We start from the raw sequence: 22,070 nt of genomic DNA, 5'->3' as shown, positions 1-22,070 counted from the left end.
TCTAGGCCGTACGACATTCCGATCCGCTGTCACATTCGGTCACGAACGCGACGGAACGGACTTGCGCGTGTGGCCGCTCATGAGCTATCCCCATGGGGTTGGGGTCTGAGAGAGGTCACCACCGGGGGGTGATCGCGTGTCGACGTTTGGGAAGGGACGGCCGCCAAGGCCGGGAACAGGCGCATGACGGGTTCCGATCCGCGAGAGGGGGCGAAGACCTTCGAGACGAAGGTTGCCAGCCTTATTGCGGCCACCCGTCATCTGGAGGTTCCCCACATCCTCATGCTCCGCCGCATGACGCTGAAGGACCCCGAGGCGCGCAAGTGGGCCAACGAGAAGCAGCTGAACGTGGTCTTCTCGGTGATCCTCACCAAATCCATCGAACGCTATGGCATGCCCAAGCTGAAGGAAGCGCGGGAGCGCAACTTCCAGTCCCTGCTGCCGCCCGGCGACGGCAAGGAGGAGGACCTGCGGGTCCTGGCCGACATCGCCACGCAATTGCTGGGCCCGCCCCAGATGACCGAGGCGGAAAGCGCCCAGGCCGGCTTCCAGGCGCTGCTGGCCCGCGGCGCCGTGGCGGCGCCCACCCGCACCATCCGCGCCCAGGCACCGGTGCGCGAGCCGCCGCCGCTGTTTGCCGCCCAGCTGGGCTCGGCCGGCGACCGCATGGGCAAGATGATGCCCAAGTTCCAGTCCCCCATGCCCGGCGCCATCACCAGCGGCGGCAACGAGCCGGACAAGCCCTTCACCGACTTCCCCACCCTGTTCGACGACACCATCTGCGGCTACACCGAGAAGATTCTCAGCATCTTCCGCATCACCCAGCCGTCCAGGGGACTGCGCCTGCCGTTCCTGCTGGCGCCCGAGTTCGGCGTGGTCTACCGCGAGGTGCTGACCAAGTTCCTCCTGCCGCAGATGCGCCAGACCCGGCACATGCAGACCCTGGCCCACAGCTACAACTGGGCCGAGGTGGGCGGCGAGAAGCTGATCGAGATCATGCAGGGCAGCGAGGTCAACAACCCCATCCTGCACAATTGGGATGCCCGCTGGGCCTCGTTCCGCGCCCCCAAGCCGGCCAAGGGCAAGAAGCCGGGACCGCAGAAGCCCGAGGACAATCCCTGGCCGCTGTTCCGCGAGGACGCGACGCGGGCCAATTACGAGCCGCCCAACGAGGAAAGCCTGATCCTGCTGCAGGATCTGATCCGCTTCGAGGCCGACGTCATGGCCAAGTGCTGGCGCGAGCTGAACCAGCTCTACACCCAGGAATTCTCCCCCTCGGGCCGCATGGACCAGGCGCGCGAGGGCGCTTTCCGCGACGGCCTGATGAAATGGACCGCCAAGCTGCCCGATTACGTGGGCGAGCACCTGGCCATGAAGGCCCATTTCGAATTCGAGCGCCTGGACGCCAACTGGATGCGCAAGCTGCTGGCCAATTTCGGCCGCACCGATTCCGAACGGCGGCGCAACGCTCCCTTCCTGACCGAATTCGTGATGCAGCTGGGCGGCTGATGGCGCTGCTGGGCCACGACCACGTCAACATCGTGGTCACCGACATGGAGCGGTCGATCCGCTTCTATGCCGCCCTGTTCGGCCTCGGCGTGGTCATGGACCGCCCGCTGCAGGGCGAGTGGTTCGAGCGGGTGACCGGCCTGACCGGTGCCCGGGCCCGCTGCGTCATCCTGGCGGCGCCGGACGGCGCCTGCCGCATCGAACTGCTGGAATTCGCCGATGCGCCCCCGGCCCAGGCGGCCGTGGCCTCCACTCCCGGCCTGCGGCATCTGGCGCTGCGGGTCGACGACCTCGATGCCTGCCTCGCCGCGCTCGCCGGCCAGTTCGGCCAGAGGGTGGAGCCCATCGAGGTTCCCCAGGACATCGTCCGCGGCGGCAAGCGCATGTGCTATATTCGCGATCCCGACGGCGCCATGGTCGAAGTGTGCCAGTACGGGCTGGAGCAGCCGGAGTTCCGCTGATGCCGGACGGCAGGATGCGAATCGTCGAGGCCGACATTACCCGCCTGGAGGTCGACGCCATTGTCAATGCCGCCAATTCGTCGCTGCTGGGCGGCGGCGGCGTGGACGGCGCCATCCACCGCGCCGCCGGGCCGCAATTGCTCGACGCCTGCCGGCTCCTGGGGGGCTGCGCCACCGGCGACGCCAGGATCACCCCCGGCTTCCGCCTGCCCGCCCGCTGGGTGATCCACACCGTGGGGCCGGTATGGCAGGGTGGCGGCCAGGGCGAAGCCGCCCTGCTGCAATCGTGCTATCGCCGCTCGCTGGACCTGGCGGCGGAAGCCGGTGCCCGCTCCCTGGCGTTCTCCGCCATCTCCACCGGCATCTACGGCTACCCCAAGGATGAGGCGGCCCGCATCGCCGTCGCCACGGTCAGGGCGTTCCTGGATGGAACCGATGCGCTGGAGCAGATGGTGTTCTGCTGCTTCGGCCCCGACAGCGTCCAGGCCCATCGCGACGCGCTTTACCTCAACGACTGACCCAGATCGACGCCGGCCGGCCGTGACACCGGTCCCGCCCGGGTCGACTTCGCCGCCCCCAGGCTCATGGCCAAGGGACGCAGGGCGTCGGTCCCCGCCGCCACCCCGGCCTCGCCCTGGGCGGGGATCACCGCCACATTGACCGCCACCAGACGCAGTTCGCCGCCGCTCCAGCCCAGCACCGGGCCGCCGGATTCGCCCTGGACGGCGTCGCAATCGTGGAGGAACACCCCCGGCAGCGTCTGGCGGGTCAGGCGACAGCCCACATGGGCCAGCGGTACCTGGGCCTTGTCGCGGCCATAGCCGGCCACCGCCACCCGCATGCCCGCCAGGGGCGCGCCGAGGGCGATCCAGCCGATCTCGTCGCCCAGCGGCTCTTCCAGTTCCATCAGTGCCCAATCGTCGGCCCGGCTGGCCAGTCCCCGCTCCTTGCCGTCGAGCACCCAGCCGGGCGCGGCGTGCACCGCGCTCACCTTGGAGGCCCGCAGATACTCACCCCGGTCCCAGCCGGCCACGAAGGTGAAGGACGAGGCGGGAAACGGCTTTTGCGTGCGGCGGTTCCACAGGCAATGGGCGGCGGTGGCGATCAGGCGCGGCCCGATCAGGGCGGCGCTGCAATGGCCGCTGAAGAAGTTGAGGCGCCCCATGGCGCTCCACGGGAATTCCTGCGCCGCCATGCGCAGCCGCTGGTCGTCGCCCTTGATGCCGTGCAGCTGACGGGGCTCGGCCAGGGCCGGCGCAGCCAGCAGCAGCAATAGGGCGGCCAGCCGCCTCATGACAGCAAACGCTCGCCGATCACCCGGGCCGCCTCCTGGGCGGCGTTGAGGCGGGGCCTCTCCCAGCCGTCCAGGGACGCGGCGCCCTCCAGCGGCCGGGCCAGGCCGGCCCGGTAGAGCTGGGCGTGCAGGCGGGCATGCTTGGGGGCCGCCCAGCCCTCGGGCGCCCAGATGAACACCGGGGCGGCGGAGGCGCAGGCCTCGCAGCACATGGAGACGGAATCGCCGGTGACGATGACGGCGTCGGCCAGGGCCAGGAAGCCGAAATAGGGATTGTCGCCGCCCTGGGAAAACAGGTGCAGCCAGCGCGGCTCGGGCAACCCGGCGGCCAGCGCCGCCTCCTGCGCCCCGCCGGTGCGGCGGCTGGTGGTGAGCAGCAGCGAACCGCCCAGGCCGCCGGCCAGCCGGGCGACACTTTGCCCCAGCCCCTCGGCCATCTCCACTGAAAACGGCCGGTTCTTGGTGGCGCCGCCGACGATCACCGCCACCCAGGGACGCGGCAGGTGGGCGAAGGAATCACGCCATTTTTCCGCCTCGGCGGCCAGACGCCCGGGCGTCACCCGGTGGGGCGCCCCCAGCACCTCCAGCACGTTGCCGCCCGGCCGGGGGCCATCGTGGGCAGGCGAGACGATCAGGTCGAAATCGCCGCGGCCGGGAAAGCCGGGGTCCATGATCTGCACCAGCCTGGCCCCGCATTGCCGCCGGATCCAGCGGGCGACGGGCGCGGTGCGCCGCCCGGCGGCGATCACCAGACGCGGCCAGGGGGCACACAGCGCCGCGCGGCTCTCGGGCGCGATGCCGCTCAGCCCGGCGCCACGCAGGGCGTTGGGCAGCCCGGCGAGACGGCCATAGCGCAGGGTCTTGACCGCGAAGGGCCGGCCCAGCGCCTCGGCGACCCCCAGGCATTGGGCGACGTTGCCGGCCCGGTCGTCGGCCAGCACCCAGATATCGGCGGTATCGCTCGGGCCTGCGTTCATGGCGACAAGCTCCGCCAATACGAAGGCATTTGCAAGCCCTCGCGCCGTATTTGTGGACGGGACGGCGATTACCCCCTATATTTGGCTGGAATGATAGCCGGATTGGGCCACGCCATGTTCGCCGACAACACATTGACCCCCAAGGAAGCGGTCCGCCTGTGCGCGCTGGGAACCATCGCGTCCCGGCCCATGCGCTACAGCGAACTGGCCGGGTCGGTGCGCCATTTCACCAGCCGGATCATGGGGCCCAGCCTGGAGCTGATGGGCATCTCCATCGAATTGCTGCGCTACGAGGGGCTGGTCGAGACGCTTGAGGGCCAGGGCATGGAGGACGATTCCATGCTGACCATTTCGGCGGCGGGACGGCGCGAGCTCGTCACCCTGCTGACCGCCCGGCTGCGTCCCGGCTCGGACCTGTCCAAGCTGGTGGTGGCGCTGAAGATGCGCTTCCTCGACCTGCTGGAGTCCGAAGAGCGTGCCCACCAGATCGACCTGCTGATCGAGGGGGCGGACAGCGAACTGGCCCGCCTGGCCGACCTGCGCGGCAGCGACGGCGAGGGCGGCAGCGCCCTGGCGGCGTGGCTGGACCACGACATCGCCCTGCTGGAAAGCCGCCTGGCCTGGCTGGAAGATTTCCGCGCCCGCCTGTGACCGCCGATCCCCCCCTTCCCGGCCGGGCCGAAGCGGCGGACGCGCCCGACCATCGGGGCCACCGGGAACGCCTGCGCAAGCGCTTCCTCGACGCCCCCGAGGCCCTTCCCGACTATGAATTGCTGGAACTGCTGCTGGGCGCCGCCATCCCGAGACAGGACACCAAGCCGCTGGCCAAGGCGCTGATCAGGCGCTTCGGCAGCTTCGCCGACGCGGTCACCGCCGACGTCGAGGATCTCAAGAGCGTCGACGGCGTCAAGGACGTGGCCGCCGCCACCCTGAAGGTGGTGCGCGAAGCCGCCATCCGCCTGGCCCGCGCCCCGGTGCTCAACAATTCGGTGATCTCGAGCTGGGACGTGCTGCTGGATTACTGCCGCACCGCCATGGCCACCCTGCCCACCGAGCAGTTCCGCCTGCTGTTCCTCGACCGCAAGAACACCCTGATCGCCGACGAGGTGCAGCAGACCGGCACCGTCGACCATACGCCGCTCTACCCACGCGAGGTGGTCCGGCGCGCCCTGGCGCTGCATGCCTCGGCGGTGATCATGGTTCATAATCATCCGAGCGGCGACCCCAAGCCGTCACGGTCCGACATCGACATGACCCGCGCGGTCAAGGACGCCCTGACCGCCGTGGGGATTCAGCTGCACGATCATGTGGTGGTCGGCCGCAAGGGCCACGCCAGCTTCAAGGCCATGGGGCTGTTGTAACGCAAAGCCCGATGAGGAGACCTCATCGGGCTTTGGTTTGAAAACCCCGCCCCGGAACGGTGCCGGATCAGGCCGAGCGCAGCTTGTACCAGAAACCATAGGCCCAGCAGGCGGCGCAGAAGCCGGTGGCTAGATCGATGAAGGCGAAGATCAGGATGGCGGTGGCCGGAATGGCGCCGATCTCCGAGCCCATCAGCCACGACACCGCCATGACGGTGCCGGCGATGGCGGCAATCTTGTCGGCGAACATCTTGGAGCCGGCATTGACCGGATGCTTCCACCCCAGCCGGTCGGTGATCGCCGCGAACAGCCGGTAGGACAGGCACTTGTGCGGCGAGACGAAGCCGCGCAACACCCCGCCGAACGCCAGCACGAATGCCACCCACTTGTACGGCGTGAACAGGTAGAGGGCGGCAATGGCGAAGCTCATGGTCGCCTGGAAGCGATAGGCGTTGGAGCAGACCGGAGCGATATCGAAGCGAAGCATGGTGACACCCGAAGGAGATTTCGATTTCACTTATATTAGCACAAACTAATTAGGTGTCAAGGCCGCCTGTTATCTCCCTCCCCACCAAACACCCTCGCCCTTCTCCGCCTCTCCTCCTCCGAGGCTCCTTCCGGTATCCCGGCCAGTTCGGCGAACCCCTTGCGGGTGCATTGGCGCGCCCCCCACCGAAGCGGCAGCCGGGGTGGCCTGAGCGGCGAAACCAGGGCTTCGGCCCAGCGCTCGAACAGATGCAGGCTGGCCGCGTAGGCCAGTTCCTCCAGCCGCCGCAGGTCGCAACCGGCGGGAACGGCGAAGCTTTCCACGTCGCAGATCGTCCCCGCATCCGCCCTGGCCGCCATCTCATGCAGGGTGGCGCCGAACGTGGCGGCGCCGTCGTAGAGGGCGAAGGCGGCCGGCGCCCAGCCGGGGTATTCCGGCGGGCCGGGATGGAAATTGTAGGCGCCGTATCCCAGACGCCTCAGCACGCCGCCCGGCACGATCTCGGGAAAGACGAAGGCAACCAGCCGGGCGGAGGAAACATCGGCGGGCAGGTCGGCTACCGCGCCCGCCGCCACCACCCGGATCCCCGGTTCGGCGCGGCGCAGCCACCCGGCCAACACCGGGCGTTCAGTCTCTCCCGCCAGCAGAAGGATGGTATCGAGCATGGCGCTCCGCTCCTTGCGTTTCACCATCATGCTAACCTGCCCGATGAATCCGTCAAACGGCGTGTGCCATGCTTGACGCGCCCAGGCCGCCTCTGCATTCTTCCGGCCTGGATTTCCTGCAGGCGCAACGCCGATGTTCCTTCTGATCGATAACTACGACAGCTTCACCTACAACCTTTGGCATTACCTGGGCGAGCTGGGGGCCGAGGTGGTGGTGAAGCGCAACGATTCCGTCACCGTCGATCAGGTCATGGCCATGCGGCCCCAGGGCATCGTCATCTCGCCCGGCCCCTGCGACCCCGACAAGGCGGGCATCTGCCTGGAGCTGATCGGGCGCGCCGCCGGGACGATCCCGCTGTTCGGCGTCTGCCTGGGCCACCAGGCCATCGGCCAGGCCTTCGGCGGCAAGGTGGTCCGCGCGCCCAAGCCCATGCACGGCAAGGTCGACACCATCACCCACGACGACACCGGGGTGTTCAAGGGGCTGCCCAGCCCGTTCCGCGCCACCCGCTACCACTCGCTGGTGGTGGAGAGGGAAAGCTTCCCCGCCTGCCTGCATGCCTCGGCATGGACCGCCGACGGGCTGGTGATGGGCCTCGCCCACCAGGAGCTGCCCATCTGGGGCGTCCAGTTCCATCCGGAAAGCATCGAGACCGAGCACGGCCACGCCATGCTGCGCAATTTCATCGACTTCACCAAATCCAAGACCGGACAGGCCGCCTGATGAGTACCGCCCCCGTCACCCTCGTCCTGATGAAGGAAATCCTCGGCCGCGTCGCCGCCGGTGCCACCCTGTCCGAGACCCAGGCCGAGGAGGTGTTCGAGATCATCATGTCGGGCGACGCCACCCCGGCCCAGATCGGCGGCCTGCTGCTGGGTCTCAGGGTGCGCGGCGAAACGGTGGAGGAGATCACCGGCGCGGCGCGCATCATGCGGGCCAAGGCCCTGAAGATCGAAGCCCCGGCCGGCGCCGTCGACATCGTCGGCACCGGCGGCGACGAGGCCGGCACCTACAACATCTCCACCGCCGCCTCCTTCGTGGTGGCCGCCTGCGGCGTGCCGGTGGCCAAGCACGGCAACCGGGCGGTATCGTCCAAGTCGGGCGCCTCGGACGTGCTGACCGCTCTCGGCGTCAACATCGACGCCGACTTCGCCCTGGTGCGCGAGACCCTGTGGGACAACAAGGTCGGCTTCCTGATGGCGCCGCGCCACCACAACGCCATGCGCCATGTGGCCGGCGCGCGGGGCGAGTTGGGCACGCGGACCATCTTCAACCTGCTGGGACCGCTGGCCAATCCGGCCGGCACCACCCGTCAGGTGGTCGGCGTCTTCGCCGAACGCTGGGTCGAGCCGCTGGCCCGCGTGCTGGGCCGCCTGGGCGCCGAGCACGCCTGGGTGGTGCACGGCACCGACGGACTGGACGAACTGACCACCACCGGCCCCACCAAGGTGGCCGAGCACAAGGGGGGCGAGGTTCGTCTCTTCACCGTCAAGCCGGAGGACGTGGGCCTCAAGCGCGCCGCTCCCGCCGCCCTGAAGGGCGGCGATGCCGCCGCCAACGCCGCCGCGCTCCGTGCTCTGCTGAAGGGGGAACAGGGAGCCTATCGCGACATCGTCGTGCTGAACGCCGCCGCCGCCCTGGTGGTGGCCGGCAAGGTCGCCTCCTTGAGCGACGGCGCCCGCGCGGCGGAACAGGCCATCGACCGGGGCGAGGCCGAAGCCGTACTGGACCGCATGATCGCCATCACCAACCGGACTCCCTGACGCCATGAACGCCACCGCCACCGCCACCGTCCTTGACCGTATCTGCGCCGAAAAGCGCAAGCAGGTCGCCGAGCAGAAGAGCCGGCGGCCCATCCAGGAATTGCTGAAGCGCGCCCAGGACCAGGCCCCGCCGCGCGGCTTCGCCGCCTCGCTGGACCGCAAGGTCGCCGAACTGGGCTGGGGCCTGATCACCGAGATCAAGAAGGCCTCGCCCTCGGCCGGCATCATCCGCCCCGACTTCAAGCCCGAGCTGCTGGCGCGGGCCTATCAGCGCGGCGGCGCCGCCTGCCTGTCGGTGCTGACCGACCAGAAATTCTTCCAGGGCACCGACGCCGACCTGGGCGCGGCACGCTCGGCCTGCGACATCCCGGTGCTGCGCAAGGACTTCATGGTCGATCCCTACCAGATCGTCGAGGCCCGCGCCCTGGGCGCCGACTGCATCTTGCTGATCGTCGCCTCGCTTACCGATGCCGAACTCGGCCAGATGGAGGACATCGCGCTGGGCTACGGCATGGACGTGCTGATCGAGGTGCACGACGAGGCCGAGCTTGAGCGCGCGCTGAAGCTGAAATCGCCGCTGATCGGCATCAACAACCGTGACCTCAAGATCATGAAGACCGACCTCGCCACCACCGAGCGTCTGGTCCCCCTGATCCCCGAGGGCAAGATCATCGTGTCGGAAAGCGGCCTGGAAGGCCCCGGCGATCTGCGCCGCATGGCGGCCATCGGGGTCAAGCGCTTCCTGATCGGCGAGGCGCTGATGCGCCGCCCCGACGTGGAGCAGGCGGTCAAGGTGCTGCTGGCCGGCGCGGGCAAGGTGGAATGATGGGCGACGCCATGACCGGAGATGGGCTCACCCATTTCGACGGCGACGGCAACGCCGTCATGGTCGACGTCTCGGCCAAGGGAGAGACCGCCAGGAAAGCGGTGGCGCGCGGCTCGGTGGTCATGACGCCCGAGACCCTGGCCCTGATCGCGGCGCGCGGCATGAAGAAGGGCGACGTGCTGAGCGTGGCCCAGCTGGCCGGGATCATGGGCGCCAAGCGCACCCCCGACCTCATCCCGCTCTGCCACCCGCTGGCCCTGTCGTCGGTGGGGGTGGAGCTGAGCCTTGATCCCCAGGCCTCCGCCGTCCATATCGAAGCCACCTGCAAGCTGGTCGGCCGCACCGGCGTCGAGATGGAGGCGCTGACCGCGGTCTCGGTGGCGGCGCTGACCGTCTACGACATGTGCAAGGCGGTGGACAAGTCCATGCGGATCGAAAATATCCGCCTGATCCACAAATCGGGCGGCAAGTCCGGCATCTACGAGGCCAAGGAATGATCTCCGTCGAGGTGGCGCGCGAATCCCTGCTGTCGGGCATCCGGCCGGTGGGCACCGAGGTGATCCCCCTGGCCCTGGCCACCGGGCGCATCCTGGCCGAGGATCTGGCCGCCCGCGTTTCCCACCCGCCGGTGGCGGTGTCAGCCATGGACGGCTACGCCGTGCGCGCCGCCGACATCGCCCAGGCGCCGTGCCGGCTCGATATGATCGGCCTGTCGGCGGCCGGCGCCGCCTTCGCCGGAACGGTGGGGGCCGGGCAATGCATCCGCATCTTCACCGGTGCCCCCCTGCCCCATGGCGCCGACGCCGTCGTCATGCAGGAGAACACCCGCAAGGACGGCGAGCGGGTGGAAATCCTCACCTCCGCCCCCACCGGCCGCCATGTGCGCCCGGCCGGCCTCGACTTCAAGACCGGCGACGTGCTGATTCCGGCGGGAACCGTCCTGGGCGGCCGCACCATCGGCCTGGCGGCGGCTATGAACGTCCCCAACCTGCTGGTGCGCCGCAAGCCCCGCATCGCCATCCTGTCCACCGGCGACGAGATCGTCCTGCCCGGCGACCAGCCGGGGCCGGCCCAGATCGTCGGCTCCAACGGGCCGGGCCTCGCCGCCATGGTCACCGCGCTCGGCGCCGATCCCATCCATCTCGGCATCGCCAAAGACACCCGCGAATCCCTGGATTCCATGATCCGGGCGGCGGCCGGCGCCGACATGCTGGTCACCACCGGCGGCGCCTCGGTGGGCGATTACGATCTGGTGCAGGACGCGCTCAAGGACGCCGGCATGAATCTCGGCTTCTACAAGGTGGCCATGCGGCCGGGCAAGCCCCTGATGTTCGGCGACATGAAGGGGGTTCCCGTCCTCGGCCTGCCGGGCAATCCGGTGTCGGCCATGGTCTGCGCCATCATTTTCCTGGAACCGGCTATCCGGGCGCTGACCGGGCGCTCCACCGTCACCCAGGCCATCAACGCCCTGCTGGGCCGCGACTTGCCGCCCAACGACGAGCGCATGGAATTCATGCGCGCCAGCCTGGAACGCACCGACGACGGGCTGGTGGTGGCGCTGCCCTTCGAGCAGCAGGACAGCGCCGTGCTGTCGGGACTGGCGCGGGCCACCTGCCTGCTGGTGCGCCCCCCGCACGCCCCCACCGCCCAGATGGGCGACATGGTGCAGGTCATTCCGCTGCCCGCCACCCTGTAGGAACGCGGGCGTCGCGCCCGCATCCCCGCGCCGCCCACCGGAAACGAAACGGAATCATCTCCGTAAATTCCTCTTGACCGCCCACGGGAACGCGAATAGAACAAAACCAGATGGTTTGTTCTTTGTTCCCTGAACAGACTCATATCGGGGGAGGTTGAGCGATGCTGACGCGCAAGCAATACGAACTGTTGATGTTCATCGACGAGCGGCTTCGCGCCACCGGCATCTCCCCCTCGTTCGACGAGATGAAGGACGCGCTGGACCTCAAGTCCAAGTCGGGCATCCACCGCCTGATCACCGGGCTGGAGGAGCGGGGCTTCATCCGCCGCCTCGCCCACCGCGCCCGCGCCCTGGAAGTGGTCCGCCTGCCGGAGAACCGCACCGACCAGGCCCTGCCGCCACCGGCCAAGGCCTTCGCCCCCAACGTCATCAAGGGGGGCTTCGCCGCCCAGCAGCTGGCCGGGGCGCCGGTGGCCGGCCCGTCGGATTCCGTCTCCCTGCCGCTCTACGGCAAGATCGCCGCCGGCACCCCCATCGAGGCGCTGCGCGATCATTCCAACAGCGTCGATATTCCCGCCTCCATGCTGGGCAGCGGCAACCATTATGCGCTGACCGTCGATGGCGATTCCATGATCGAGGCCGGCATCAACGACGGCGACACCGTGGTGATCCGCTCCTGCGACAGCGCCGAGACCGGCACCATCGTGGTCGCCCTGGTGGACGACACCGAGGTGACGCTGAAGCGCCTGCGCCGCAAGGGCAATTCCGTGGCGCTGGAACCCGCCAACAAGGCCTACGAAACCCGCATCCTGCCCCCCGACCGGGTCAAGGTGCAGGGCCGTCTGGTCGGCCTGCTGAGGAGCTACTGAGATGGGTTCCTTCCGCCCCCTGCGCTTCGGCTTCACCGCCGACGGCCGCCTGGCCGAGGATGGCTGCGCCGAGATGAGCGTCACCTATGTGGGCCGCCTGTCGCGCTCCAAGGCCGAGGCCGACGCGCGGCGCCGCTTCGAGGAATGGTCCCGCCTGGCCAGCCCCCTGGCCCGGCTGCGCGGCGCCGATCAGGTGGTGCTGGGATAAGTCCGGCAAGGTTGGGCTGCCGCCCAAACCCGCCCGGAGGCCCAGCCTTCCGAACCTCTCGTTTTTCAAAGGAAAAGCCCCCCGGATCATACGATCCGGGGGGCTTCGCCATGATAAGGCCTACTTGCCCAGCAGCCCCTTGACCGCGTTGCCGGCGTCACCGGGGACCAGGGCCTTGGCCTTGTCGCCGACGCCCCCCAGCAGGTTGCCGAAGCTGGTGGCCGATTTGAGGGCGCCGCTGACCAGGGAATCCATCACCTTCTGCGCCACCTGGGCCGACGAGGCGCCGCCGCTGTCCTTGCCGATATTGGTCAGCACGATATCGGCCAGCTTGGCGGTGCCCTGGGCGCCGGGAATGCCGCCGGCCGCCAGCTTGACCTGGCCGCCGGTGATGGCCAGGCGCTCGATGACCAGCTTCTTCTCCTCGTCGTCCTTGGCGGGCTTCTTGGCCGGCTCGGCCTTGCCGCCGGCACCCTGCTTGGCGGTGAAGGCCTTCACGTTCTTCTGGATGGCGTCGATGTTGCTGCCGCCCGCGGCCATCTCGTAGGCCACGAAGGGCGACGCCACGGTGACCTCCTTGACCACCACCGGATTCTTGCCCAGCGAACCGGTGTCGAGCGCCAGGGCGATCTCGCCCAGGCGGATGGCCGGATCGGAGGAGAAGCCGGGCGGATTGGCCACGGTCAGGCCGGAGATGGAGCCCTTGCCCTCGGAGAGCGAGATCTTCACGTCGCCCACCGACACCTTCACGCCGGTGACCTGGGAGCCCACGTCCTCGATCACCTTCTTGACGATGGTGTCCAGCGACGACAGCAGGAACACCGCCGCCCCGACGATGAGGGTCACCAGAACACCCGCCCCGATAAGCAGCTTACGCATGGATTGCCCCCGACCTTGATTGCGGAGCGATTAGTGTGGGCCGGGATGCGGGGATTGTCGAGGGAGTGTCGCGCGACACTCCCTCGATCAGGCCGGCGCTACATCTGCGCGAGGGTACCGCGCAGCTTGAAGCGCTGGATCTTGCCGGTGGCGGTCTTGGGCAGCGCCTCGACGAATTCGATCCAGCGGGGATACTTGTAGGGAGCCAGCTTGGACTTGACGTAGGCCTGAAGCTCCTCCTTGAGGACCTCCGAGCCGCTCTCGCCGGGGGCCAGGACGACGAAGGCCTTGGGCTTGACCAGTCCCTCCGGGTCGGCCTCGCCGACCACGGCGGCTTCCAGCACCTTGTCGTGGGAGATCAGGGCGGCTTCCACCTCGAAGGGCGACACCCAGATGCCGCCGACCTTCAGCATGTCGTCGCCGCGGCCGGCGTAGCGGTAATAGCCGTCCTCGTCCACATAGTACTTGTCGCCGGTATGGGTCCACTCGCCGCGGAAGGTCTTCAGCGACTTCTCGCGCTGATTCCAGTAGGCGGTGGCCGAGGAGGGACCGCGCACGATCAGCTCGCCCATCTCGCCCTGGGGCACCTCGTGGCCGTCGTCGCCGACGATCTTGAGGTCGTAGCCCGGCACCGGCTTGCCCGAGGTGCCGTAGCGGACCTCGCCGTGACGGTTGGAGAGGAAGATGTGCAGCATCTCGGTGGAGCCCAGGCCGTCGAGGATGGCGGCGCCGAAGCGCTCCTCCCAGCGGCGGCCCACATCCTCGGGCAGCGCCTCGCCGGCCGAGACGCAGGCGCGCAGGCGGGTCGAGCCGCTGGCCCGGGTGTACTGGGGATCGGCGAGGATCGAGCCGTACAGGGTGGGCACCCCGTAGAAGATGGTCGGCTGGTGGTCCTTGAGGATCTTCATCACCGCGTCCGGCGTGGGCCGGTCCTTGAGCAGCACCGAGGTGGCGCCCACATGCAGCGAGAAGGTCATGCCGTTGCCCAGGCCATAGGCGAAGAACAGCTTGGCCGCCGAATAGGTGACGTCGGCCTCGGTGATGCCCAGCACCTGCTGGCCGTAATGCACGGCGGTGGCCGGCAGGTCGCGCTGCAGGTGGACGGCGCCCTTGGGCGCGCCGGTGGAGCCCGAGGAATAGAGCCAGAAGGCCACATCGTCGCGGGTGGTCTCGGCGGTCTTCAGCTTGGGCTCGGCGCCGGCCAGCAGATCGGACAGCAACGTATGGCCGTGGGCGTTCTTGCCCGAAACCACCACGTGCTCCAGCATGGGCAGGTCGGGAAGGATGGGCTCGACCTTGTCGAACAGCTCCTCGCTGATCACCAGCACACGGGCGCGCGAGTCGGACAGCATGTAGCCGTAATCGCCGGTGGTCAGCAGGGTGTTGAGAGGAATGGGAACGATGCCGGCCTTGATGGCGCCCCAGAACACCGCCGGGAAATCGACGGTGTCGAGCATGATCATGGCGACGCGGTTCTCCATGTGGAGCCCCAGCCCCTTCAGCGCATTGCCCGCCCGGTTGACCCTTTCCGCCAGTTGGCCATAGGTGTGGCTGCCGTCGGCATCGATGAAGGCCACCTTGTCGGAGCGGCCATCCTTGACGTGACGGTCGATGAACCAGGTGGCGGCGTTGTAGTCGCGCGGGATGTCGAGCGCATGCTCGGACGAGGCGATGGGGGACGTCATGAGGTGTTCTCCTTCCTCCTTAGGCGGGTTGGCGACTGCTTTGCCGGTCACAGCCCGATAAATCGTTCGAGTATGCTCGAATCGCTTTTCAGTTGGTGTGGGCCGCCGTCGAACACCACCTCGCCCTTGACGAGGATGACGTGACGGTCGGCGAGGTCCAGCAGGACCCCCACATTCTTGTCGACCACGATGGTGGCGATGCCGGTCTCCTTGACGTGGCGCACCACCCGCCAGATCTCGCGGCGGATCAGCGGCGCCAGTCCCTCGGTGGCCTCGTCCAGGATCAGCAGGTCGGGATTGGTCATCAGGGCGCGGCCGATGGACAGCATCTGCTGTTCGCCGCCCGACAGGTGGGTGCCCATGTTGTCCAGGCGCTCGGCCAGACGGGGAAAGGTCTCCAGCACCCGCTCATAGGTCCAGTCGGCCCGCCCGCCGGCACCCTTGCGCGCTGCCATCAGCAGGTGCTCGCGCACCGAGAGGTTATGGAACATGCCGCGTCCCTCGGGGACATAGGCGATGCCGCGGCGGATGATCGCGGAGGTCTCCATGCCGGTGACCTCCCGGCCCTGCACGCTCACCTTGCCCTGGCGCGGCGCCACGACGCCCAGCAGGCTTTTCAGCAGGGTGGACTTGCCCATGCCGTTGCGCCCCATCAGCGCCACCGTCTCGCCCACGCCCACGCGGAAATCGACGCCGTGCAACACCTGGGCGGCACCGTAGAAGGTCTGCAGGCCGGAGGCTTCGAGGAACAGTTCCATCAGTAGGCCTCCGCCCCGTCGCCGAGATAGGCGTCCTGCACCGCCTTGCTGGCGCGGATCTGCTCCAGCGGCCCGCTTTCCAGCAAGGTGCCGTTGACCATCACCGACAACACCCTGGCGATGGCGAACACCGCATCCATGTCGTGCTCGATGAGAATCAGCGTGTAGGCGCGGGCCAGATCCTGCAGCAGCCGGACCATGCCCTCGGATTCCTCCTTGCCCATGCCGGCCAGGGGCTCGTCGAGGACCAGGACCTGCGGCGCGGTGGCCAGCACCATGGCGATCTCCAGTTGGCGCTGCTCGCCATAGGACATGGTGCCGGCGACCCGGCCGGCCTTGGCCGCCAGACCGGCCCGCTCCAGTGCCTCGGACGCCATGGCCGAGATGTCGCGGTAGGCGGCTGCGGGCCGCAGGAAGCGCATGGAGGTGGACAGCCGCGACTGCGCCGCCAGCCGGCAGTTCTCGAAGCAGGTGAAGGTGGGGAAGACGTTGGTCTTCTGGTACGACCGGCCGATGCCCAGCCGCGCCACCTTGTGCGCCGGCAGCCGGGTGATGTCCGCGCCCCGGAACATCACATGGCCGCCCGAGGCCGGCAGATGGCCGGTCAGCAGGTTGACGAAGGTGCTCTTGCCCGCCCCGTTGGGGCCGATGATGGCGTGGGCCTCGCGCTCCTTGAAGCCGATGGACACCTGGTTGACGGCGATCAGGCCGCCGAACGCCTTGGTCAGCTCCTTGGTCTCGAACAGGAAGGGGGAGACGCTCATTGCCCGCCCTCCCCTTTCTTGCCGCACCACTGCAACAGCAGCCCGGCAACCCCCTTGGGCAGGGCGAGGACGATGGCGATCACCAGCACGCCCATGGGCAGCAGCCAGTGCTCGGTCACCGCTTCCAGGCCGAAATGGGCCAGCTCCAGGATGAAGGCCCCCAGGATGGGACCGAACAGGGTACCCATGCCGCCCAGGATGACCATCACCAGCACATGGCCCGACTGGTGCCAGCCCAACATGGCGGGGCTGACGAAGCCGTACTGGCTGGCGGCCAGGAAGCCGGCCAGCCCGGCCAGGGCGCCGGCAATGGTGAAGGCCACCAGCTTGTAGGCCATGGGGTCGAAGCCCAGGCCGCGCACCCGCCCCTCGTTGACGCCGATGGCCGCCAGCACCCGGCCGAACGGCGAGGCCAGCACCACCCGCAGCAGCAGGTAGACCGCCACCAGGGCGCCCAGCACCACGAAGAAGAAGCTCTGCTTGCTGTCCAGGTTGACCAGGGTGGTCCCGAAGGCTTCGACCACCGGCTTGACGTAGATGTAGGCCCCGTCCGACCCGCCGGCCAGCTTGGAATCGTTGAAGAAGTAATAGCCCATCTGGCCGAAGGCCAGGGTCACCATGATGAAGTAGATGCCGGCGGTGCGGATGGCCAGGAAGCCCACCACCGCCGAGACCGCCGCCACCGCCGCCATGGTGGCGGGCAGCACCACCCACAGGTTGGCCGCCTCGTATTGCGGGCTCAGTATGGCCAGCATGTAGCCGCCCAGGCCGAAGAAGGCGGCATGACCCAGGCTGACCAGCCCGGCGATGCCCACCAGCAGGTCGAGGCTCATGGCCAGGATGGCCAGGATCATGATGCCGGTCAGCTTCTGCAGCAGGAAGGCGTACTTGGCCGCGAAGGCCAGCGGCCCCCAGACCGGGAACAGCGCCAGGGCCGCCAGCAGGACGAGAAGGATCAGGGTAAGCCGCTTGGGCAGGCCGCCGGTCATGAGAACAACCCCCGCGGCTTCCACAGCAGCACCGCCGCCATGACGCCATAAACGGTGAAGCTGGCGAAATCGGGAACGAACACCTTGCCGAAGGTGTCGGCCAGGCCGATCAGCATGGCGCCGAGGAAGGCGCCCTTGATCGAGCCCACCCCGCCGATCACCACCACCACGAAACAGAGGATCAGCACGGAATCGCCCATGCCCGGCGCCACCGAGGTGATGGGCGTCGAGATGGCCCCGGCCAGCCCGGCCAGGGCGGCGCCGATGGCGAACACCAGCCCGAACAGCAGCTTCACGTCGATGCCGAGAGCCGCCACCATGTCGCGGTTGGACGCCCCGGCCCGCACCCACATGCCGAAGCGCGTCCGGGCGATCACCAGATACATGCCGATGGCCAGCACGGCGCAGACACCCGACAGCATCAGGCGGTAGACGGGATAGGACAGGGTGTCGGTCAGCTTGATGGACCAGTTCAGCGCCTCGGGCACCGGTACGCCGTGCACGTCGGCACCCCAGGCCATGCGGGTCGCCTCGTTGAAGATGAGGATCAGGCCGTAGGTCAGCAGCACCTGATCCAGATGGTCCCGGCGATACAGGGTGCGGACCAGCAACGCCTCGATCACATAGCCGATGGCGGCGGAGATGGGCAGCGACAGCAGCACCGCCGCAACCAGGCTGCCGGTAGTCCGGGCCAGCCAGTAGGCCAGATAGGCGCCCAGCATGTAGAAGGCGCCATGGGCCAGATTGATGATGCCCATGATGCCGAAGATCAGGGTCAGCCCGGAGGCGACCAGGAACAGCAGCAGCCCGTACTGGACGCCGTTCAGCACCTGAATCAGAAAAAACCAGAAATCCATCGTGGCTCCAGACCGCGCACGTCAAAGACCGGGGGTGCCGCGCCGCCCGCTTTCCACGAAGCCTCAGGCCGCACTTGGCGGCCCGAGCCTCCACCTCCATGGAAAGCCGGCGGCGCGCCCCGACGGATCAGCCCATCTTGCAGCCGGTGGCGGGATCGGCCAGCGCCTTGTCCGCCACGCCGACCACCACTTCCTGGCCGCCCTTGACCTGACGCAGGTAGATGTCCTGCACCGGATTGTGGGCCTTGGACAGGGTGAAGGTGCCGCGCGGGCTCTTGATCACCGCCTTTTCCATGGCGGCGATCAGGTTGGCCTTGGCCGCCGTGTCGCCCTTGACCTCCGCCATGCCCTGGAACAGCAGCTGGGCGGAATCATAGCCCTGAACGGCGTAGACGTCGGCGTCCTTGGAGAACGCCTTACGATAGGCGGCCCGGAACGACTTGTTCTCGGGCGTATCCAGGGCGTCGGCGTAATGCAGCGTGGTCAGCACGCCCTCGGCCGCCGCGCCCTGCTCCTTCAGCACGCCGTCGGTCAGGAAGCCCGGTCCCATCAGCGGAATGGACTTCAGCCCGGCCGCCGCGTAGTCCTTGACGAACTTCAGCGCGCCCGAACCGGCGAAGAAGACGAACACGCCGTCGGGCTTCAGCGCGGCGATCTCGGTCAGATTGGCCTGGAACTCCTCCTGCGGGAAGGGCACCAGGATCTGCTTGGCGATCTTGCCGCCGGCCTTGGTGAAGCCCTGCTCGAAGCCGGCCACCGCCTCCTCGCCCGCCGCGTACTTCCACGACATGGTGACGACATTCTTCATACCGCGTTCCATGGCCACCTTGGCCATGGGATAGGCGGTCTGCCAGTTGGTGAACGAGGTGCGGAAGATGTTGGGGGCGCACAGCGGACCGGTGGCGGCGCCCGCCCCGGCATTGGCGATGATGGCGATGGTGCCGGTCTCGCGCACCACCTTGACCATGCCCATGGCCACGCCGGAATGGACCGGGCCGACCACGAAATCGACATTCTCGCCGGTCACCAGCTTGTTGGTGTTCTCCGGCCCCTTGGCGGGGTTGGATTCGTCATCCACGGCGATGAACTGCACCTCGCGGCCGCCCAGCTTGCCGCCCCGTTCCTCCAGCGCCAGCTTGAAGCCGTTGGTGATGGCCTCGCCCAGCGCCGCGTAGGTGCCGGAATAGGGCAGCAGGAAGCCGATCTTGACCTTGGCGGTGTTGCCGATGGCGAAACGGGTCGGCACCAAGCCGCCCACGCCGGCGGCCACCACCGCACCGGCCCGCAACACCGTCCGGCGGGAAATATTCTTGAAATCTTCCATGACGTCCTCCCAGGCATTCAGGCCCATGGCCCGTTCCGTTGTCTTGATTGAAGGCTTGCGGCAGTCCCCGGCCGAAAAACCCTACCCCCGCCCACTTCCGCTCCACCGGAACGGGCGACATCGCATCGGATACGGATCCACTTAAATCGGCATCCTAATGCGCAATTCATCCGAATGCAATCTCGCCCCCGGAAGTGGAGTTGATCTTGGCCGGCGAGCGGTTCACCATTCGCCCGACGTTTGGCCAGACCGAGGAGACTCCGCCGTGACCGCCCATCTTTTCGAGCTTGCTCTTCCAGCCGTCGCCGTCAAGGGGGAAGCGGCGCTTTACCCCGTCCGCCGTGTTTTTTGCGTCGGCCGCAACTATGCCGGCCACGCCCGCGAGATGGGCAGCGACCCCAACCGCGAGCCGCCCTTCTACTTCACCAAGCCGGCCGACGCCCTGGTTCCGGGCGGCGGCGACCTGCCCTACCCGCCCGGCACCGCCAACCTGCATCACGAGGTCGAGCTGGTGGTGGCGCTGTCGCGCCCGGTCTACAAATGCACGCCCGACGAGGCCCGGTCGGCGGTGTTCGGCCACGCGATCGGCCTGGACATGACGCGGCGCGACCTGCAATTCGCCGCCCGCGACAAGGGCCGCCCGTGGTGCCTGGGCAAGGCGTTCGAATTCTCCGCCCCCATCTCCGCCCTGGTCCGCGCCGACGGCCCCAAGCTCAAGGGCCGCATCGCCCTGGAGGTCAACGGCGAGGTCCGCCAGAGCGGCGACATCGACGAGATGATCTGGTCGGTGCCCGAGGTGATCGCCCACCTGTCGCAATACTACCATCTGGGGCCGGGCGACCTGATCTTCACCGGCACGCCGGAAGGGGTCGGCCCGGTGGTGGCCGGCGACCGGCTGCGCGGGACCATCGACGGCGTCGGAGAGCTGGAGGTCGTCATCACCGCCGAAGCCTGAGCCCGCCACTCAGGCTTGGGCCGTCGGGCGCAGGGTGAAGTTGAAGGTCGTGCCCTTCCTGGGCTCGGACTCCACCCAGATGGTGCCGCCGAAGCGGTGGACGATGCGCCGGCACAGCGCCAGACCGATGCCGGTGCCGCCGGGAAAGCGGGCCGGCTCCAGGCGCTGGAAGATGATGAAGATCTTCTCGAAATAGGCCGGCTCGATACCGATGCCGTTGTCGCGGACGGCGACCCGCCACAGGCCCTTGGGCTCCAGCGTGGCGGTGATCTCGATCTGCGGCGGAGCGTCGGGCTGGCGGTAGATCAGGGCGTTTTCCAGCAGGTTCTGGAACAGGCTCTCGGCCTGCCGCGCCTCGGCCAGCACCACCGGCAGCTTGTCCATCTTGACGGTGGCGCCCGAATCCTGGATGTCGGGGCCGAGATTGGCCAGCACCGACTCCACCACCTGATTGAGGTCCACCGGCACGAATTCCGGCGGCGAGCGCGAGACGCGGGCATAGTCCAGCAGGTCGGGAATCATCGACGACATGTGCTTGGCACCGCCAACGATATAGCCGATGAACTCGTCCGCATCCTTGTCGAGGCGCCCCTCGTAGCGCCGCGCCAGCAGCTGCGCATAGCTGGCGATATTGCGCAGCGGCGTCTGCAGGTCGTGGGAGGCCACATAGGCGAACTGTTCGAGGTCGGCGTTGGAACGCGCCAGTTCGTCGGTCTGCCGCTCCAGCTTGCGCCAGCTGCGCAGCATGCCGATGCCGCCCAGGGTGGTGACCAGGATGAAGGCCCCGGCCAGGGCGATCACCTTGACGCCTTCCTTGCGCCATTCGCCGAGATAGTCGTCGGTGGCCATGCCCACCAGGGTGATCAGCGGGTAGTTGGCGATGGGGCGGTACGAGAAGGTGCGACGGATATTGTCGGCGCCGGCCACCGCCTCGTAGGTCCCGCCCTTGGGATTGGCGGTGATCCGCTCGCGGAAGGTCTTGGAGACCGTCGTCTGCCCCACATAGCCGGCATGGGGGAAACGGGCCAGCAGGTCGAAATTGCGCGAGGCGTCGCCGCGCATCACCACGGTGCCCTGGGGCCCCACCTCCAGATCGTTGAACTTCTGCTCGAACCACGCGATGGTCACCGGCGCGAAGACGATACCGCCGAAACCGCCATCGGGCAGAGGCAGGCGCCGGGCGAAGATCAGCACCCACTTGTTGCTGATGCGCCCCAAGATCGGCGACGAGATGGACATCTCCGCCTTGGGGTCGTCGCGCAGGCTGGTAAAGTAGGCCCGATCGGCGGTGTTGATCCCCGGCTGCGGCCCGTCCGATCCGGCGACCACGTCGCCCGCCGCGTTGGTCAGGCGCAGGCTGTCGGTCATCTTCAGACGGCTTTGCAGACGCCCCAGGAACTCCTGCATCCCGGGACCGGAGATCGTGCCGCCCGCCCCGTGGGTCCTGACGGCTTCGTCCACGACGGCGCGCAGGGCGAGATCGATCTGGTCGATATCGCCGGCGATGCTCTGCGACACGAGGCGGTTGGTATTGCGCGTCGAGACCGCCGCCCGGTCCTGGTACTGGCGGTAGCTGGCGTCCAGGGAAATCCAGGCAAGGCCGAGCACCGAGGCGTTGACGAACAGCAGCAGCGCCACGAGGCGCCAGCGCGAAGCCTTGAACTTGTTGAAATCCGCCCTGACCCCCGCCATCCCCGGCCCCCCTCCCCAGAAGGACAACAGCGTACGAAAAACACCTTACC

Annotated in this window: 25 protein-coding genes; 13 read left to right on the top strand and 12 right to left on the bottom strand. The window is 68.2% G+C overall.

All coding sequences use genetic code 11. The annotated features are described in order from the left end of the window. Positions 1 to 183: 183 nt before the first annotated feature. The 3 genes from H261_RS06785 to H261_RS06775 are packed head-to-tail and all read left to right on the top strand — an operon-like array spanning position 184 to position 2,488. A complete protein-coding gene (locus H261_RS06785) occupies positions 184 to 1,509 on the top strand; it encodes a hypothetical protein (protein ID WP_008615724.1) in 1,326 nt (441 codons plus the stop codon). Continuing rightward, positions 1,509 to 1,970 (top strand): VOC family protein, encoded by a 462-nt coding sequence (locus H261_RS06780; RefSeq protein WP_008615721.1) that lies wholly within the window; start codon positions 1,509 to 1,511, stop codon positions 1,968 to 1,970. The genes H261_RS06785 and H261_RS06780 overlap by 1 nt, the downstream gene beginning before the upstream one ends. After that, positions 1,970 to 2,488 (top strand): O-acetyl-ADP-ribose deacetylase, encoded by a 519-nt coding sequence (locus tag H261_RS06775; protein WP_008615715.1) that lies wholly within the window; start codon positions 1,970 to 1,972, stop codon positions 2,486 to 2,488. The genes H261_RS06780 and H261_RS06775 overlap by 1 nt, the downstream gene beginning before the upstream one ends. On the opposite strand, the gene H261_RS06770 is transcribed toward H261_RS06775, so the two are convergent. After that, on the bottom strand, positions 2,473 to 3,264 hold the full coding sequence (locus H261_RS06770) for a trypsin-like serine peptidase (RefSeq protein WP_008615713.1): 792 nt from the start codon (positions 3,262 to 3,264) through the stop codon (positions 2,473 to 2,475). The genes H261_RS06775 and H261_RS06770 overlap by 16 nt on opposite strands. Then, on the bottom strand, positions 3,261 to 4,241 hold the full coding sequence (locus H261_RS06765; protein ID WP_008615712.1) for a mitochondrial fission ELM1 family protein: 981 nt from the start codon (positions 4,239 to 4,241) through the stop codon (positions 3,261 to 3,263). Before H261_RS06765 ends, H261_RS06770 begins: the two co-directional genes overlap by 4 nt. Before the next feature lie 114 nt (positions 4,242 to 4,355). Here H261_RS06765 and H261_RS06760 point away from each other — a divergent pair, with 114 nt between their 5' ends. Then, positions 4,356 to 4,892, top strand: coding sequence for a transcriptional regulator (locus H261_RS06760; protein ID WP_040475883.1), 537 nt, complete (start codon positions 4,356 to 4,358; stop codon positions 4,890 to 4,892). After that, complete coding sequence (radC, locus tag H261_RS06755) at positions 4,889 to 5,602, top strand: RadC family protein (protein WP_008615710.1); 714 nt, start codon at positions 4,889 to 4,891, stop codon at positions 5,600 to 5,602. Before H261_RS06760 ends, radC begins: the two co-directional genes overlap by 4 nt. Before the next feature lie 67 nt (positions 5,603 to 5,669). Here radC and H261_RS06750 read toward each other — a convergent pair whose 3' ends face one another. Both H261_RS06750 and H261_RS06745 read right to left on the bottom strand, forming a co-directional pair. Continuing rightward, the gene (locus H261_RS06750; protein WP_008615709.1) at positions 5,670 to 6,089 is read right to left on the bottom strand and encodes a DUF4395 family protein; all 420 of its coding nucleotides are present in this window, start codon (positions 6,087 to 6,089) and stop codon (positions 5,670 to 5,672) included. Between the two features lie 56 nt (positions 6,090 to 6,145). Beyond that, positions 6,146 to 6,754, bottom strand: coding sequence for a formyltransferase family protein (locus H261_RS06745; RefSeq protein WP_152426744.1), 609 nt, complete (start codon positions 6,752 to 6,754; stop codon positions 6,146 to 6,148). Positions 6,755 to 6,887: 133 nt separating this feature from the next. Here H261_RS06745 and H261_RS06740 point away from each other — a divergent pair, with 133 nt between their 5' ends. The 7 genes from H261_RS06740 to H261_RS06710 all read left to right on the top strand — a co-directional run bounded on the left by H261_RS06740 (position 6,888) and on the right by H261_RS06710 (position 12,117). Further along, positions 6,888 to 7,478 carry an anthranilate synthase component II gene (locus tag H261_RS06740; protein WP_008615707.1) on the top strand — a complete coding sequence of 197 codons (591 nt, stop codon included), beginning with the start codon at positions 6,888 to 6,890 and terminating at the stop codon, positions 7,476 to 7,478. Next, positions 7,478 to 8,518: an anthranilate phosphoribosyltransferase gene (gene trpD, locus H261_RS06735; RefSeq protein WP_008615706.1), complete on the top strand. Its 1,041-nt coding sequence runs from the start codon at positions 7,478 to 7,480 to the stop codon at positions 8,516 to 8,518. Before H261_RS06740 ends, trpD begins: the two co-directional genes overlap by 1 nt. 4 nt (positions 8,519 to 8,522) lie before the next feature. Then, a complete protein-coding gene (gene trpC / locus H261_RS06730; RefSeq protein ID WP_008615704.1) occupies positions 8,523 to 9,344 on the top strand; it encodes an indole-3-glycerol phosphate synthase TrpC in 822 nt (273 codons plus the stop codon). Beyond that, positions 9,344 to 9,841, top strand: coding sequence for a cyclic pyranopterin monophosphate synthase MoaC (gene moaC / locus H261_RS06725; RefSeq protein ID WP_008615702.1), 498 nt, complete (start codon positions 9,344 to 9,346; stop codon positions 9,839 to 9,841). Before trpC ends, moaC begins: the two co-directional genes overlap by 1 nt. Beyond that, complete coding sequence (locus tag H261_RS06720; protein ID WP_008615699.1) at positions 9,838 to 11,040, top strand: molybdopterin molybdotransferase MoeA; 1,203 nt, start codon at positions 9,838 to 9,840, stop codon at positions 11,038 to 11,040. Before moaC ends, H261_RS06720 begins: the two co-directional genes overlap by 4 nt. Before the next feature lie 161 nt (positions 11,041 to 11,201). Further along, positions 11,202 to 11,909 carry a transcriptional repressor LexA gene (gene lexA, locus H261_RS06715; protein ID WP_008615697.1) on the top strand — a complete coding sequence of 236 codons (708 nt, stop codon included), beginning with the start codon at positions 11,202 to 11,204 and terminating at the stop codon, positions 11,907 to 11,909. Position 11,910: 1 nt separating this feature from the next. Further along, complete coding sequence (locus H261_RS06710; protein ID WP_008615687.1) at positions 11,911 to 12,117, top strand: hypothetical protein; 207 nt, start codon at positions 11,911 to 11,913, stop codon at positions 12,115 to 12,117. A gap of 120 nt (positions 12,118 to 12,237) precedes the next feature. On the opposite strand, the gene H261_RS06705 is transcribed toward H261_RS06710, so the two are convergent. From H261_RS06705 to H261_RS06675, 7 genes are all read right to left on the bottom strand, one after another. Further along, positions 12,238 to 12,996, bottom strand: coding sequence for a DUF748 domain-containing protein (locus H261_RS06705; RefSeq protein WP_008615685.1), 759 nt, complete (start codon positions 12,994 to 12,996; stop codon positions 12,238 to 12,240). Between the two features lie 98 nt (positions 12,997 to 13,094). Further along, entirely contained in the window at positions 13,095 to 14,681 is a 1,587-nt protein-coding gene (locus H261_RS06700; RefSeq protein WP_008615683.1) for a benzoate-CoA ligase family protein, read from the bottom strand. Between the two features lie 47 nt (positions 14,682 to 14,728). After that, positions 14,729 to 15,439 carry an ABC transporter ATP-binding protein gene (locus H261_RS06695; RefSeq protein ID WP_008615682.1) on the bottom strand — a complete coding sequence of 237 codons (711 nt, stop codon included), beginning with the start codon at positions 15,437 to 15,439 and terminating at the stop codon, positions 14,729 to 14,731. After that, positions 15,439 to 16,203 (bottom strand): ABC transporter ATP-binding protein, encoded by a 765-nt coding sequence (locus H261_RS06690; RefSeq protein WP_008615681.1) that lies wholly within the window; start codon positions 16,201 to 16,203, stop codon positions 15,439 to 15,441. The genes H261_RS06695 and H261_RS06690 overlap by 1 nt, the downstream gene beginning before the upstream one ends. After that, positions 16,200 to 17,192, bottom strand: coding sequence for a branched-chain amino acid ABC transporter permease (locus H261_RS06685; RefSeq protein ID WP_008615680.1), 993 nt, complete (start codon positions 17,190 to 17,192; stop codon positions 16,200 to 16,202). Before H261_RS06685 ends, H261_RS06690 begins: the two co-directional genes overlap by 4 nt. Further along, the gene (locus H261_RS06680; protein ID WP_008615679.1) at positions 17,189 to 18,049 is read right to left on the bottom strand and encodes a branched-chain amino acid ABC transporter permease; all 861 of its coding nucleotides are present in this window, start codon (positions 18,047 to 18,049) and stop codon (positions 17,189 to 17,191) included. The genes H261_RS06685 and H261_RS06680 overlap by 4 nt, the downstream gene beginning before the upstream one ends. A gap of 127 nt (positions 18,050 to 18,176) precedes the next feature. Continuing rightward, on the bottom strand, positions 18,177 to 19,373 hold the full coding sequence (locus H261_RS06675; RefSeq protein WP_040475878.1) for an ABC transporter substrate-binding protein: 1,197 nt from the start codon (positions 19,371 to 19,373) through the stop codon (positions 18,177 to 18,179). Positions 19,374 to 19,638: 265 nt separating this feature from the next. On the opposite strand from H261_RS06675, the gene H261_RS06670 reads away from it, so the two are divergent. Then, positions 19,639 to 20,328, top strand: a complete 690-nt coding sequence (locus H261_RS06670) for a fumarylacetoacetate hydrolase family protein (RefSeq protein ID WP_008615677.1) — start codon at positions 19,639 to 19,641, stop codon at positions 20,326 to 20,328. A gap of 9 nt (positions 20,329 to 20,337) precedes the next feature. Here the strand turns inward: H261_RS06670 and H261_RS06665 are convergent, their stop codons facing one another. Next, positions 20,338 to 22,020, bottom strand: coding sequence for an ATP-binding protein (locus H261_RS06665; RefSeq protein WP_008615676.1), 1,683 nt, complete (start codon positions 22,018 to 22,020; stop codon positions 20,338 to 20,340). Positions 22,021 to 22,070: the final 50 nt, after the last annotated feature.

It is taken from the genome of Paramagnetospirillum caucaseum (assembly GCF_000342045.1).
GTDB classification, from domain to species: Bacteria; Pseudomonadota; Alphaproteobacteria; order Rhodospirillales; family Magnetospirillaceae; genus Phaeospirillum; species Phaeospirillum caucaseum.
This window is presented reverse-complemented; position numbering and strand designations above follow the sequence as displayed.